Below are 15,622 nucleotides of genomic sequence, written 5' to 3' on the forward strand. Positions count from 1 at the left end.
ATAAGACATGAAAAAGACAATCATATATACCGCCTTTTGGTTGGCAACCGCCGGAATCGCCCTGACTTCCTGTGAAGATATATTCGGTGGTTTTCTGGACAAACAGCCCAGCAACGAACTGACAGAAGAAGAGGTATTCAGCCAGTGGACTACTACCCGCGAGTTCCATTTCGATACTTACAACTTCCTGCGCCACGGTGCCTGCCGCATCAACAACTCATGGATGGATGCAGCCACCGACTTAGCCGAAACCAGCTACGCCAGCGGCGGCACGCGTACAAGTTTCAACATCGGTAACTATTATGCCAGCAGTGCCGCCACTGAACTCACCGACACATGGGAACACTATTACCGGGGTATCCGCAAATGCAATATGCTGTTAAAGAATATCGACGACGTGCCCAAAGCTACGGACGACTCGGAAGAAGCACACGCTACCTATGTGAAACAATACAAGGCGGAAGCTCATTTCCTCCGCGCTTATTTCTACTGGGAAATGTTTCTCCGCTACGGCCCCGTCCCTCTGGTGACAGATGTACTCGATCCGGACGGGGACTTGCTGAGCAACTATACCACCCGCCCTTCCCTGAAAGAATATGTAGTTGACTTCATTCTGAAAGAACTGAAAGATTGCGAAGAAGGATTGATGGATAAAGCTACTTCTGCCGAATCGGGCAACCCCGGACGTATCAGCCAGCCAATGGCTCGTGCACTGTATTCCCGCATTATGCTTTACATGGCAAGCGACCGTTTCAGAAGCGAATCGGGTATCAGCTGGCAGCAAGCCGCCGATGCAGCGCAAAGCTTCATGACGGATTACGGAACGCTCTACGGACTTTACACGACCGACACCGATCCGAAGACCTGCTACACCAATGCTATTCTGAAGAACGCACATGACGAGAAAAATAACGAAACGATTTTCTGGCGTAATGATGTGGCTGTAGGATGGGGAGCGATCTATAACGATACGCCGGTAGGCGAAGGCGGCAACGGAGGTTTGTGCCCGTCACAGAATTTAGTGGATATGTACGATATGGCAAACGGGCAGTCTCCTTTCAGCAGTTATGATGAAACCGGTGCCCCTGTTTATAATGGAACAGCCACTCCCGCCATCAACAACACCAGCGGATACAAGAGCAATGATCCTTACAGCAACCGCGACCCGCGTCTGGCAGCTACCGTACTCTACAACGGTGTGAACTGGGGTAATGGCATAATTAATGTACTCAAAGGACAACGGGATAACCCGCAAGGAAATGCAAATGCAACGCCGACCGGATACTATACCCGCAAGTATATTCCGGAAGTGATCCTGAACAATAACCATACCGGCAGCAACTACCGTAACTGGATTATCATCCGCTATGCGGAAATCTTATTGAACTATGCAGAAGCCTTGAATGAAGCCGGCGGGTCACGTGCCGACGTACTGAATGCCATCCAGCCTCTCCGCGACCGTGTAGGGATGACTGCCAAACTCACAGACCGCAGCGATCTTCAGACCATTGCCGACCGCCGTAACTTCATCCGCAAGGAACGTACCGTCGAACTCGCTTTTGAAGATCATCGCGCATGGGACGTACGTCGCTGGAATGTAGCGGAAAAAGCATTGGCACGTCCTGTCTACGGAATGGAGGTTACCAAGGAAAACGGAAAGTTTGTCTATACACGTAAAGTTGCCCAGAACCGGGTATTTACGGAGAAAATGTATCTCTACCCGATACCGGAAGGAGAAGTATGGAAAACGAATATCGAAAACAACCCGGGTTGGAACAATTAACTGAATGAATATGCAACCGATGAAATTAAATAACATACAGACAGGATTCAAAAGAATCCTGCTCACCGTAGCCACAGCTTTCATGCTGGGCAACGGATGGGCGCAAGATGCTAAAGTCCTGAAAGGACGAATCGTAAATGCAGAGGGTGAACCTATCGCAGGTGCGGTGGTCAACGTAGCGGAAGCAAGCCGCATCGCACTCTCGGACAAGGACGGTTTCTTCACTTTGAAGAATGTAAAACCTGCCGACGAACTTTATGTAAGCAGCGTAGGTTATCTGCCGACAACGGCCATTGCCGACTTCGAAGAGAATTTCAAGATTGTCATGGATGCCGACCTGGATGAATATGCTCATACAACTCCGCTTCCTTTCAACCGCAAACCCAAGAAGTTTGTGACAGAGTCCACCTCCATCGTCACCGGAGAAGAACTGGAAAAACATCCGGTAACCGTTTTGCAGAATGCGTTTACCTCCACTGTCACCGGTGTAGAGACGTATGAAGCGCAATCCGAACCGGGATGGAGTGAAACGGCTATGTATATCCGTGGCATCCGTACCATGAATGCCAGCGCACGCAGTCCACTGATCATCGTCGACAATGTGGAACGTGACCTCTCATTCCTCGATGCCTACCCTATTGAATCGATTACGATATTGAAGGATGCCGCCGCCACCGCTATCTATGGAATGCGTGGAGCCAACGGCGCAGTACTCGTAACGACCAAACGTGGAGAAACCGGTAAGACTAAAATCAACTTCACACAAGAAGTCGGCTTCCAGACTATTGCCGGAATCCCCGAAAGCCAGAATTCTTATAACTATGCGCTGAGCCGTAATCAGGCACGATACCTGGACGGATTAAGTCCCGAATATTCCGATGAAGACTTGGAATACTACCGTCGTGTCTGCAACGGTGAGCAGTTGGAAGGAATGGCCAAATACAAATACTTCAATACGAATTGGCACGACACCATGCTGCGGGATGCAGCTCCGCAATACCGTACCAACCTGTCTGTCAGCGGCGGTAACGCACGTGCACGCTACTATGTCTCCTTCTCTTATCTCCGCCAGGAAGGTTTGTTCGACACCAAATGGACGGAATGGAACGAAGGCTACAGCACACAGGAAGTATTGAACCGCTATAACCTGCGTTCGAACATCGACATCGATGTAAACAAGTTCCTGAATGTATCGATGGACTTGGGCGGACGTATCGACAATATCTCCCAACCGGGCATTGACGTATGGAACCTCTTTACCTGGGGAGCCGGCGAAAACCTTCCGGTGTATCCCGTATTCTGCCCGAACGGTGAATTCTTTATGCCGACCAGCAGCGACAGTAAAAACGGTGCCGCACAAATCGCCGGACGTGGTGTGGAACAGAACCGCCGCCGTAACCTCTATACAACCGTAACGGCTACCGGAAACCTGGATGCCCTCGTTCCCGGACTGAAAGCCAAGATGACGTTCAGTTTCGACTCTTACGAAACATTCCAGAAGGTGCAGCAAGCCGATGTCAATGTCTACTACTATAACTATATGGCTGATGTCAACGACCCGTCGGAATATACATACCAACGCATGAGAACATACAAAGCACTGCCCAATGCCACCACTTCTCCACGTGACTATTACTATAATCTCAATATGAACGGAGGACTGGCATACGAACATACCTTCGGCAAACATGCCGTCAATGCTCAGGCTTTCATCCGTACTTATCAGAATGTGGTACGCGGACAGGAATCATCCAACCGCTACCTTTCTTATAACGCGCAAGCTACCTATGTATATAACAACCGGTATATCCTTTCCGGCAATATCTCCCGTATGGGCAGTGATAATTATGCCGACGGCGAACGCTTCGGAACATTCCCCGGCGGTTCCGTGGGATGGGTACTTTCCGAAGAATCATGGCTGAAGAACTCGTTCGTGAATCTCCTGAAACTCCGTGCTTCTTACGGACGGGCGGGACAAGCTGTGACAGGCGTCAGCCGCTACCCGTACCAAGGTACATTCACCGAAGGAGGCGGATATAATTTCGGTACTTCCCAATCTTACACGGAAGGTGTATATGAATCGACAGCCGGCAACAAGAATATCAAATGGGAAATCTCGGACATGGCAAACTTCGGCGTTGACTTCGACTTGTGGAACAAGAAAATCTACGGTTCCGTGGACTTCTTCAAGGAATGGCGTTCCAATATTCTGGTATCCCGTTCCACCGTGCCCGGCTTATTCGGTGTAAATGCTCCGCAAGACTCTTACGGCAAGGCCGAAACGAAAGGTTTCGAAGTCACTTTAGGACACAGCAACCGGATCGGTGATTTCGAATACTATATCGACGGTATGCTGACTTTCAACACCAACAAGATCACCGAAATGGATGAACTGACTCCCGATTACGCTTATCAGACAAGAACCGGCAACCGTATCGACCAGAGCCAGCTCCTGATCTGGAAACAATGGGCAAGTAATCCCGACCTGATTCCGGAGTCTTATGAAGACGCTGTTGCCAATCCTCAGAAATATCCGTGGAACGCTGCCGGTAAATACAAGCTCGGCAATGCCGTATTCCAGGATACGAACGGCGACCGTAAAATAGACAGCTACGACAAAGTACCGACCGGATACACGAATATTCCGGAATTAATCCCGACCATCCGTTTAGGTTTTAGCTGGAAAGGGTTCGATGCACGTGCCGTGCTGACGGCTTATCTGAACCGCACCGTTCCCTGTCGCGAGAATATGGACTATGGTTTCGGCTGGGGAGGTACTTCCACTCATGAAATCACCAACACATGGGGATATTATACCGATGATCCGACAGACCCGCGCAATATCAACGCCAAATATCCGCGTCTGTCTACTTCCTTCAGTGACCTCGACCGGAACTATCCGTACAATGAGTCTACCATCTGGGTAGTCAACGGAGATTTCCTGTCATTGCGGAATGTGGAAGTCGGCTACTCGCTTCCTGCACGACTGATTTCTAAAGTCAATATGACGAAATGCCGTCTTTACTTCAGCGGTTACAACCTGTGCAACTGGAGCCATCTGCCTAAAGGCTTTGATCCGGAAAACCCGACCAACTATATCTGGGCATATCCCAAGACACGTTCATTTACGTTCGGTGTGAATATCGGATTCTAATCATTCAATAAAACAGCAAAGAATTATGAAAAGAATATCAACTTATATAGCTACTCTGGTCCTCGCACTCGCAGGCAGTTCGTGCAGCGACTACCTCGACAAAGAGTACGATGCCTCCTTGTCTGAGAAGAAAGTGTTCAATAACCAGAACCTGACACGCGAGTTCCTCGCCAACATCTACACGAATCTGCCGGATGGGCTGGCGCCATTGTCGGACGACCAGTTCACAGGTGCTTCACGTGACTGTATGACGGACAATGCAGTGACCTGCTGGGGACTTCATTATTATACAAAGATCGGCAGCGACGGATACACCGCCGGCGACCATCCCCTGCTGGGCTTCTGGAACACCGACTTATACGGGATTCGGAAATGTAATATGTTTCTGAAGAACGCCAAGGCATCCGTAGTAGGAAATACGGTGAAGGACGGCGACGACAACCGCCTTTACGACCGTTACTGCGCAGAAGCCAGACTGCTTCGCGCTATCTTCCATTTCGACTTAATCTGCTGGTTCGGCGCTGCCCCTGTCATTGCGGAAGATGAATCCGGCGAACCGATCATCTTCGACTTGTCCGATCCTTCGGCAATGAACATGTCCCGTACTCCCGCTGCCGAAGCACTTGAATGGGTAGCCGACCAATGCGACCAGATCAAAAACCAGCTTCCCTTCCGCTACAGCGATGAAGCATCCAACTGGGGACGTGTCAACGGAGCCGCCGCTTATGCTTTAAAGGCAAGAGCCCTGCTCTACCGTGCTTCCAAACTGAACAATCCGGACGGCAACACCGCATACTGGGCGAATGCGGCGCAGGCAGCAGCCGACTTCATCACTCAGAATAACAAGCAAAGTTATCCTTACCGACTGTACAATACGGGAAATCCGGAGAATGACTATTACGAATGTTTCACGACCAATCCGGTATACAACAATGAAATTATCCTTGCACGCTCCGTATGGAATACCAATCAGGTAGAAAAAGTATTCCTGCCGGTAGGCTTTACCGGTTCTTTCTCCGGAAACGGACGTACCAACCCGACACAGAATCTGGTGGACGCTTACGAAATGAGCAACGGCAAACGGATCGATGAGAACGGCAGTACCTACGATGCCGCCAATCCGTATAAAGACCGTGACCCGCGTCTGGCACAAACCATCTTCTATCAAGGCATGATGTGGGGACGTGCCGACAAAGAAGAAAGACGTGCCATCGACGTACGCTACAACTCGGATGCGGACAAAGGAGTGGATTACACCTCAGCCATGGGAGGTACCTACACCGGATACTATCTGAAAAAGTACGTGAATAACATATCCTGCAAAGAACCGGCCACCTATCCTCACGCATGGATGATTTTCCGTTATGGCGAAATTCTGCTGAATGCCGCCGAAGCCTATAATGAAGCGGAAGGTCCTGCCAAGGCATACAGTTATATCAATGAGATACGCGCCCGTGCCGGTATGCCGGCCTACGCAGATATGTCGCAAAGTGAACTCCGCGAACGTATCCGCAACGAAAGACGCATCGAACTGGCTTTCGAAGATCATCGTTTCTTCGATGTACGCCGCTGGAAACTATATGACAATGTAACCTCTACGGGAGAAACCGGAAAGCCCCGTTACAACCAGTTGCTGAATCTTTATGGAGTGAAAGTCACCGGCAGCGCAGATACTCCCTCCTATACCTTCGGACTGGCAGAAACGGTCAATTCACGCACGTTTGTCAATCCCAAGAGTTACTACTTCCCGATACCTGCCAACGAAGTGAAACGGGCACCCAATCTGGGACAGAATCCGGGATGGGACACCGGAAGCGCTTCTAACGAATAAACATCAAAACAATCTAAAAAAAGAAAGACTGAGATATGAAATACTTAAAGACCATCTATCTTCTACTCTGTTGCACGCTCGCTCTGGCAGCGTGCAGTGACGATGATGAAAACTCCGCATCAGGAGCTTTAAGCATCACAACGCCGGCATATACGAATGTGGGGTACAACAAAGCAACCTTATCCGCCAATATCAGCGGAACGGAAGGAGTGAATATCGTCAAACGGGGATTCTGTTATGGCACGGCATCCCATCCGGACATTTATGACACGACCTCCGAAGTCAGAGGATCGGAAATCAGTACGACCCTGACCGGCCTGACTCCACAGACGACGTATTACGTAAGAGCCTTTGTCACCCTTTACAACGAAGAGCCCAGATACTCGGAGGAAACTTCTTTCACGACTCCCGCCGAGACACTGAGCGATGAACTGGCAGCGTACGAAGCACCCACGTATGTAGACGACTACACAAGTTTCTCAGCCTGGAGCAACCGTTATGACTGGAACCTTGCCAACGTACACGACCCTACGGTAATGAAAGCCGATGACGGATATTACTATATGTATCAGACAGACGCTTCTTACGGAAACGCGCACAGCGGAAACGGACACTTCCACGCAAGGCGTTCCAAAGACCTCGTAAACTGGGAGTACCTGGGAGCAACTATGAGTGAAACACCCCCGACATGGATCAAAGAAAAGCTGAATGCCTACCGTCAGGAGATGGGACTGGAACCGATTGACAATCCGTCTTACGGATACTGGGCACCTGTTGCACGAAAAGTATCGAACGGAAAATACCGTATGTATTATTCCATCATAATCACGAACTACATCCAAACCGGAAAACCGGAAATTGAGAACAACGGCAACTTTGACGGTTCATGGACCGAACGCGCGTTTATCGGACTGATGGAAACTTCCGATCCAGCAAGTAATATATGGGAAGACAAAGGATTCGTTGTCTGCTCTGCCAGCGATAAGGGAAAGACGGATTATGGGCGCAGCAGCATCAATGACTGGGAAGGGTATTTTAAAATCAATGCGATAGACCCTACTTATATAATAACGGAAAATGGCGAACACTGGCTGATCTATGGTTCATGGCACAGCGGTATCGCTGCCCTGCAGGTAAATCCGGAAGACGGCAAGCCGTTGAATGCTTTGGGAAATCCCTGGAACATCACAGGGGAAGACAATTCGGGTTATGGAAAGATAATCGCCACACGTGGCACCAGCCGCTGGCAGGCATCCGAAGGTCCCGAAGTGATCTATCGGGACGGTTATTACTATCTGTTCCTGGCTTACGGTTCACTGTCGGTAGAATACAACACACGTGTCTGCCGTTCCAGAAACATCGACGGTCCTTATGTAGACATACACGGAAATTCCGCTATGGGAAGCGCGCAACTATATCCGATACTGACTGCTCCTTACCGGTTCGACAACAGCTACGGCTGGGTAGGAATTTCCCATTGCGGCATCTTCGATGACGGAGCCGGCAACTGGTTCTATACTTCACAAGGACGTTTCCCCGTGAACGTAGGCGGCAATGAATACTCCAACGCCATCATGATGGGACATGTACGCAGCATCCGCTGGGATGCCAACGGATGGCCTCTCGTTATGCCCGAACGTTACGGAGCCGTTCCGCAAGCACCTATCACGGAAAATGAAATAGCGGGAGACTGGGAACATCTGGCATTGACCAACAATACAGGCACCCAACGGACTTCCGAAACGATGACCTATGATCTCGACACGCATAAGATAACTTCCGGCAGCTGGAAAAATGCTACATGGACATTTGATGCAGCGACTCAAACCATCACGACAAGCGCCGGAGTAGTACTCTATCTGCAACGCGAAGTCGACTGGGAAGCCAGTCCGCGGACACATACGATTGTGTATGCGGCCCAAGGTAATCAAAAGACATATTGGGGGAAGAAACTCCAATAACTCTCTATAGAAAAATAAATATGTGTTTTGCTGTCACCGTCACAAAACAGAGCATAACTCGCTTATAATGAAGAAGTAAAGCTGTGACAGCAACCAGTGACAGCACTGTGATGGCAATTTTTGCCGTCACAGTGCTGCTATATCTACCGGACTTTGCCGACAGGTCATGCGTAGGTCCATTCGTTTCCATATGCCGGAACCAACGGTTCCAAGCGGATGAAACTCTAGTTTCAAGCAGAGGAAACTTTAGTTTCAAGCTGAAGAAACTTTAGTTTCAAGCTGGTGAAACTCTGGTTCCAAGCCCTAGAAACTATCCAGCTCTATATAGAAAGAGAAAATGCAATACAACGATCCCGCTCCGAAGATGGGAACATGCGATAGTTTTATACGTAACAGTAAAGTTCTTATCCTTTTATGTTGCACAACATATACAAGTGTATTTGATACACCAAACAAAAGTGTTACTTTTACACCCAAAATAAGATAAGCATCTCATTTACATTAAAAATAAAACCATGAAAAAACATTTTCTACTTGCAGGAATTGCCGCGCTGATGCTTGCCGCGTGCAATAACAAGCCGGCTTCCGAGCTGACTTTATCCGGTCTTGACCCGGCAAAATTTCAAACAGAAGTGAACAATGCCCAAACAGCTCTTTATACCTTAAAGAATAAGGCGGGTATGGAAGTATGCATCACTAACTTTGGCGGACGTATCGTATCCATCATGGTGCCCGACAAAAACGGTAAGATGCAGGATGTAGTTTTAGGTTTTGACAGCATTGCTGATTATATTAATGTACCCAGTGATTTCGGTGCTTCTATCGGCCGTTACGCCAACCGCATCAACCAAGGGCGTTTTGTACTGGACGGAGATACCATCCAACTGCCGCAAAACAACTTTGGCCACTGTCTGCACGGAGGTCCGAAAGGATGGCAATACCAAGTATACGAAGCCAACCTTATCGATCCGGCAACATTGGAACTGACTCTTATCTCTCCGGACGGTGACGCGAATTTCCCCGGAAATGTGACTGCTAAAGTAACCTATCAACTGACAGATGACAATGCCATCGATATCAAATACAGCGCTACTACCGACAAAAAGACAATCATCAACATGACCAACCACTCTTACTTCAATCTGGCTGGTGATCCGTCAAAAACATCGACAGACAACATCATGTATGTAAATGCAGATTACTATACTCCGGTAGACAGCACCTTCATGACAACCGGCGAAATCGCTCCGGTCAAAGATACTCCGATGGACTTCACTACTCCGAAAGCGGTAGGCAAAGATATCAACAACTACGACTTCGTCCAACTGAAGAACGGCAACGGATACGACCACAACTGGGTGCTCAACACCAAGGGTGACATCTCTCAGGTAGCTGCCAGACTGACGTCTCCCGAAACCGGAATCACACTGGAAGTATATACCAACGAACCGGGTATTCAGGTATACACAGGTAACTTCCTCGACGGAACCGTAAGCGGAAAGAAAGGTATCGTTTACAACCAACGTGCTTCTGTCTGCCTCGAAACACAACACTACCCCGACAGCCCCAACAAAGCCGACTGGCCGTCCGTTGTGCTGGAACCGGGACAAACGTACAACAGCGAATGTATCTTTAAATTCTCGATAGAGAAATAATATTAACTTATAAATCAAATTTATTGTGGAAGCATTAGATTGGCTAGTAATTGGAGTCTTCTTTTTGGCTCTGATAGGTATTATTGTTTGGGTAGTCAGACAAAAACAAAATGACTCGGCAGATTATTTCTTAGGCGGACGTGACGCAACATGGCTTGCGATCGGTGCCTCTATCTTCGCATCAAACATCGGTTCGGAACACTTGATCGGCCTGGCGGGAGCAGGAGCTTCAAGCGGTATGGCGATGGCTCACTGGGAAATTCAGGGATGGATGATCCTGATTCTGGGATGGGTATTCGTACCTTTCTATTCACGAAGCATGGTATACACGATGCCGGAATTTCTGGAACGCCGTTACAATCCTCAGTCACGTACCATCTTATCGGTCATTTCTCTGGTAAGTTACGTATTGACCAAAGTAGCGGTTACAGTATATGCCGGAGGTCTGGTATTCCAGCAAGTATTCGGTATCAAAGAACTCTGGGGAATTGACTTCTTTTGGATTGCTGCCATCGGACTGGTTGTTCTCACTGCACTATATACGATCTTCGGTGGTATGAAGTCGGTACTTTATACTTCTGTACTTCAGACTCCGATTCTTCTGTTAGGCTCATTGATTATCCTTGTTCTCGGTTTCAAAGAACTGGGAGGCTGGGACGAAATGATGAGAGTTTGCGGAGCCGTTACGGTCAATGATTACGGCGATGCCATGACCAACCTGATCCGTAGCAATGATGACGCGAACTTCCCTTGGCTGGGTGCTTTGATCGGTTCTGCCATTATCGGTTTCTGGTATTGGTGTACTGACCAGTTCATCGTACAGCGTGTACTTTCGGGAAAGAATGAAAAAGAAGCCCGTCGCGGTACTATCTTCGGTGCTTACCTGAAGCTGTTGCCTGTATTCCTGTTCCTGATTCCGGGTATGATTGCTTTCGCATTACATCAAAAATATATCGGTGCCGGTGGCGAAGGTTTCCTCCCGATGCTTGCCAATGGTACTGCCAACGCTGACGCCGCCTTCCCTACCCTGGTAGCTAAATTGCTTCCTGCCGGTGTGAAAGGTCTGGTAGTATGCGGTATCCTCGCTGCCTTGATGAGTTCGCTGGCTTCACTGTTCAACTCATCTGCCATGTTGTTTACAATCGACTTCTACAAACGCTTCCGTCCGGAGACTCCGGAAAAGAAACTGGTAGGTATCGGTCAGATAGCAACTGTAGTGATCGTAATCCTCGGTATTCTCTGGATTCCTATCATGCGTAGCGTAGGTGACGTACTTTATACTTATTTGCAGGATGTTCAGTCTGTATTGGCTCCGGGTATTGCCGCTGCCTTCCTGCTGGGTATCTGCTGGAAACGTACTTCTGCCCAAGGTGGTATGTGGGGATTGATCGCCGGTATGGTCATCGGTCTGACTCGTCTGGGTGCCAAAGTATATTACAGTAACGCAGGTGAAGTGGCAGATTCTACCTTCAAATATTTATTCTACGATATGAACTGGCTGTTCTTCTGCGGATGGATGTTCCTGTTCTGTATCATCGTAGTTATTGTAGTCAGCCTTGCCACGGAAGCTCCGACAGCGGAAAAGATTCAGGGACTGGTATTCGGCACAGCTACTAAAGAACAAAAAGCAGCTACCCGTGCAAGCTGGGATCACTGGGATATTATTCATACAGCAATCATCCTTGCTATCACTGCTGCTTTCTACTGGTATTTCTGGTAATTAAATAAATTCATTCAAACGATGAAAAACTATTATAGTTCGAATCCTACCTTCTATCTCGGTATCGACTGCATCATCTTCGGTTTTAATGAAGGCGAAATAAGCCTGCTGCTGCTGAAGAGAAACTTCGAACCGGCAATGGGCGAATGGTCACTGATGGGAGGATTCGTGCAAAAAGACGAAAGCGTGGACGATGCTGCCAAACGTGTACTAGCTGAACTTACAGGTTTGGAAAACGTATACATGGAACAGGTGGGAGCCTTCGGCGCCATCGACCGCGATCCGGGCGAAAGGGTAGTTTCGATTGCCTACTATGCGCTGATCAACATCAATGAGTACGACCGCGAACTGGTTCAGAAGCACAATGCTTACTGGGTAAACATCAACGAACTCCCCGCACTGATTTTCGACCATCCGGAGATGGTCGATAAAGCACGGGAGATGATGAAACAGAAAGCATCTGTCGAGCCTATCGGATTCAACCTGTTGCCGAAGCTGTTCACACTGTCCCAACTGCAAAGTCTCTACGAAGCTATTTACGGCGAACCGATGGACAAACGGAATTTCCGCAAGCGTGTCGCAGAAATGGACTTTATCGAAAAGACGGATAAAATAGATAAACTGGGTTCCAAACGGGGTGCAGCCTTGTATAAATTCAACGGCAAAGCCTACCGCAAGGACCCGAAATTTAAATTATAATCAATATGCTGGAAGAACTGAAAGAAAAAGTATTTCATGCCAATCTCGAATTGGTGAAGCATGGATTAGTCATCTTCACATGGGGAAATGTTTCTGCCATCGACCACGAGACGGGACTGGTAGTCATCAAACCCAGTGGAGTCAGTTATGATGATATGAAAGCGGAAGATATGGTAGTAGTGGACCTGGATGGCAAAGTCGTCGAAGGACGGCTGAAGCCATCCTCAGATACTCCTACTCACGTGGTACTCTACAAAGCATTCCCCGAAATCGGCGGAGTGGTACACACCCACTCTACTTATGCTACCGCATGGGCGCAAGCCGGTTGTGACATTCCTAATATCGGAACAACTCACGCTGATTATTTCCATGATGCCATCCCTTGCACAGCGGACATGACGGAAGCTGAAGTAAAAGGTGCCTATGAACTGGAAACCGGAAACGTGATCGTAAAACGTTTCGAAGGCCTGAACCCTGTACATACACCGGGAGTATTGGTCAAGAATCATGGGCCTTTCTCTTGGGGAAAAGATGCACATGATGCAGTACACAATGCAGTAGTGATGGAACAAGTTGCCAAAATGGCAAGTATTGCCTATGCTGTAAATCCGAATTTAACAATGAACCCGCTGCTGATAGAGAAACACTTCAGCCGCAAGCATGGTCCGAACGCTTACTACGGACAATAAAATAATTGACAATTGACAGTTGACAATTGACAATTAATGCGAGAGGACATGAAGGATAATGTAGTAAAAGATAAAAGTTTGGAGTTCGCTGTTCGGATTGTGAATTTATATAAGTTTTTAGTAAATGAACAAAAGGAGTTTGTGATGAGTAAGCAAATATTGCGATCCGGGACCAGTATTGGTGCCAATATTCGTGAGGCTGAGCAAGCACAAAGTCGGGCTGATTTTATTAATAAGTTGAATATAGCACTTAAGGAAGCGAACGAAACAGAGTATTGGCTGGAATTATTGATTAGAACAGAGTATATCACTCGGGAACAATATGAGAGCATCAATAATGACAGCACAGAAATAAACAAATTATTAATATCTATAATTAAAACAACAAAAAACTATTAATAATAACCCGCAATTGCCATTTGACTTTCGACATTCTCTCATTGTCAATTGTCAATTGTCAATTGTCAATTCAATAAATTATGAATAACGTATTTGATCAGTATGAAGTATGGTTCGTAACAGGAGCACAGCTCTTGTACGGAGGTGATGCAGTAATCGCAGTAGACGCACACTCTAACGAAATGGTTAACGGTCTGAATGAATCGGGCAAACTTCCTGTTAAAGTAGTATACAAAGGAACGGCCAACTCTTCTAAAGAGGTGGAAGCTGTATTCAAAGCAGCCAACAACGATGACAAATGTGTAGGCGTCATCACTTGGATGCATACTTTCTCTCCTGCTAAAATGTGGATTCATGGTCTGCAACAATTAAAGAAACCATTGCTGCACCTGCATACTCAGTTCAACAAGGAAATTCCTTGGGATACAATGGATATGGACTTTATGAATCTGAACCAGTCAGCTCACGGCGACCGCGAGTTCGGACATATCTGTACCCGTATGCGCATCCGTCGCAAAGTAGTGGTAGGCTACTGGAAAGAAGAAGAAACATTGCATAAGATTGCTGTCTGGATGCGTGTTTGCGCAGGTTGGGCTGACTCTCAGGATATGCTGATCATCCGTTTCGGCGATCAGATGAATAATGTAGCCGTAACCGATGGTGACAAGGTAGAAGCAGAACAACGCATGGGCTATCATGTGGATTACTGTCCGGCAAGCGAACTGATGGAATATCACAAAGAAATCAAAGATGCTGATGTAGATGCTTTGGTAGCTACTTACTTCAATGATTACGATCACGACGCTTCTCTGGAAGACAAATCAACCGAAGCTTATCAGAAAGTATGGAATGCTGCCAAAGCCGAACTGGCTCTCCGTGCTATCCTCAAAGCGAAAGGCGCCAAAGGATTCACTACCAACTTTGACGATCTGGGTCAGACTGACGGTAGCTATTTCGATCAGATTCCGGGACTGGCTTCTCAACGCCTGATGGCAGAAGGCTACGGATTCGGTGCTGAAGGCGACTGGAAATCGGCTGCTCTTTATCGTACTGTATGGGTAATGAATCAAGGACTTCCGAAAGGCTGTTCATTCCTCGAAGACTATACACTGAACTTTGATGGTGCCAACAGTTCTATCCTACAGTCACATATGTTGGAGATCTGTCCGCTTATCGCAGCTAACAAGCCTCGTCTGGAAGTACACTTCCTCGGCATAGGTATCCGTAAGAGCCAGACTGCCCGTCTTGTGTTCACTTCAAAGACAGGAACAGGCTGCACCGCAACTGTAGTGGATATGGGTAACCGTTTCCGTCTGATCGTAAACGATGTAGAATGTATCGAACCGAAACCACTTCCGAAATTGCCGGTTGCTTCCGCACTCTGGATTCCGATGCCTAACCTCGAAGTAGGTGCAGGCGCATGGATTCTGGCCGGTGGAACTCACCACTCTTGCTTCTCATACGACCTGACAGCAGAATACTGGGAAGATTATGCAGAAATCGCAGGCATCGAAATGGTACATATCAATAAAGATACGACTATCAGCTGCTTCAAGAAAGAACTTCGCATGAATGAAGTATATTACATGCTGAACAAAGCGCTTTGCTAAAAACCAATCACTGAGTCCACTTAAAAAAATCGGTACCATCTCCATTGGTACCGACTTTTTAGTCACACACAGTATGGATACTGGCGACTTTTAATTCAACCCGAGTTAAAGACACTTCCGC

The 15,622-nt window shown here is 47.8% G+C and carries 10 protein-coding genes; all 10 read left to right on the forward strand.

Annotation, left to right across the window (positions count from 1 at the left end):
- Positions 1-7: 7 nt before the first annotated feature.
- On the forward strand, positions 8-1,783 hold the full coding sequence (locus BLW31_RS17345) for a RagB/SusD family nutrient uptake outer membrane protein (RefSeq protein ID WP_010537655.1): 1,776 nt from the start codon (positions 8-10) through the stop codon (positions 1,781-1,783).
- Between the two features lie 4 nt (positions 1,784-1,787).
- Complete coding sequence (locus BLW31_RS17350) at positions 1,788-4,937, forward strand: SusC/RagA family TonB-linked outer membrane protein (RefSeq protein ID WP_010537654.1); 3,150 nt, start codon at positions 1,788-1,790, stop codon at positions 4,935-4,937.
- Between the two features lie 25 nt (positions 4,938-4,962).
- The gene (locus BLW31_RS17355) at positions 4,963-6,768 is read left to right on the forward strand and encodes a RagB/SusD family nutrient uptake outer membrane protein (protein ID WP_010537653.1); all 1,806 of its coding nucleotides are present in this window, start codon (positions 4,963-4,965) and stop codon (positions 6,766-6,768) included.
- Positions 6,769-6,803: 35 nt separating this feature from the next.
- A complete protein-coding gene (locus BLW31_RS17360; RefSeq protein WP_010537652.1) occupies positions 6,804-8,729 on the forward strand; it encodes an arabinan endo-1,5-alpha-L-arabinosidase in 1,926 nt (641 codons plus the stop codon).
- 515 nt (positions 8,730-9,244) lie between these two features.
- On the forward strand, positions 9,245-10,384 hold the full coding sequence (locus BLW31_RS17365) for an aldose epimerase family protein (RefSeq protein WP_010537650.1): 1,140 nt from the start codon (positions 9,245-9,247) through the stop codon (positions 10,382-10,384).
- A 25-nt stretch (positions 10,385-10,409) separates the two neighbouring features.
- The gene (locus BLW31_RS17370) at positions 10,410-12,104 is read left to right on the forward strand and encodes a sodium:solute symporter (protein ID WP_010537649.1); all 1,695 of its coding nucleotides are present in this window, start codon (positions 10,410-10,412) and stop codon (positions 12,102-12,104) included.
- 21 nt (positions 12,105-12,125) lie between these two features.
- On the forward strand, positions 12,126-12,803 hold the full coding sequence (locus BLW31_RS17375) for an NUDIX hydrolase (protein ID WP_008760645.1): 678 nt from the start codon (positions 12,126-12,128) through the stop codon (positions 12,801-12,803).
- A gap of 5 nt (positions 12,804-12,808) precedes the next feature.
- Positions 12,809-13,492 (forward strand): L-ribulose-5-phosphate 4-epimerase, encoded by a 684-nt coding sequence (locus tag BLW31_RS17380; RefSeq protein ID WP_010537648.1) that lies wholly within the window; start codon positions 12,809-12,811, stop codon positions 13,490-13,492.
- Positions 13,493-13,540: 48 nt separating this feature from the next.
- A complete protein-coding gene (locus BLW31_RS17385) occupies positions 13,541-13,891 on the forward strand; it encodes a four helix bundle protein (protein WP_010537647.1) in 351 nt (116 codons plus the stop codon).
- An 80-nt stretch (positions 13,892-13,971) separates the two neighbouring features.
- Positions 13,972-15,501, forward strand: coding sequence for an L-arabinose isomerase (gene araA / locus BLW31_RS17390; protein WP_010537646.1), 1,530 nt, complete (start codon positions 13,972-13,974; stop codon positions 15,499-15,501).
- Positions 15,502-15,622 lie beyond the last annotated feature (121 nt).

It is taken from the genome of Bacteroides faecis MAJ27 (assembly GCF_900106755.1).
In the GTDB taxonomy this organism is placed as follows: Bacteria; Bacteroidota; Bacteroidia; order Bacteroidales; family Bacteroidaceae; genus Bacteroides; species Bacteroides faecis.

Coding starts and splice junctions, on each gene's coding strand:
- BLW31_RS17365 (WP_010537650.1), top strand. CDS start 9,245: ATGAAAAAACATTTTCTACTTGCAGGAATTGCCGCGCTGATGCTTGCC.
- BLW31_RS17355 (WP_010537653.1), top strand. CDS start 4,963: ATGAAAAGAATATCAACTTATATAGCTACTCTGGTCCTCGCACTCGCA.
- BLW31_RS17360 (WP_010537652.1), top strand. CDS start 6,804: ATGAAATACTTAAAGACCATCTATCTTCTACTCTGTTGCACGCTCGCT.
- BLW31_RS17345 (WP_010537655.1), top strand. CDS start 8: ATGAAAAAGACAATCATATATACCGCCTTTTGGTTGGCAACCGCCGGA.
- BLW31_RS17380 (WP_010537648.1), top strand. CDS start 12,809: ATGCTGGAAGAACTGAAAGAAAAAGTATTTCATGCCAATCTCGAATTG.
- BLW31_RS17350 (WP_010537654.1), top strand. CDS start 1,788: ATGAATATGCAACCGATGAAATTAAATAACATACAGACAGGATTCAAA.
- araA (WP_010537646.1), top strand. CDS start 13,972: ATGAATAACGTATTTGATCAGTATGAAGTATGGTTCGTAACAGGAGCA.
- BLW31_RS17385 (WP_010537647.1), top strand. CDS start 13,541: ATGAAGGATAATGTAGTAAAAGATAAAAGTTTGGAGTTCGCTGTTCGG.
- BLW31_RS17375 (WP_008760645.1), top strand. CDS start 12,126: ATGAAAAACTATTATAGTTCGAATCCTACCTTCTATCTCGGTATCGAC.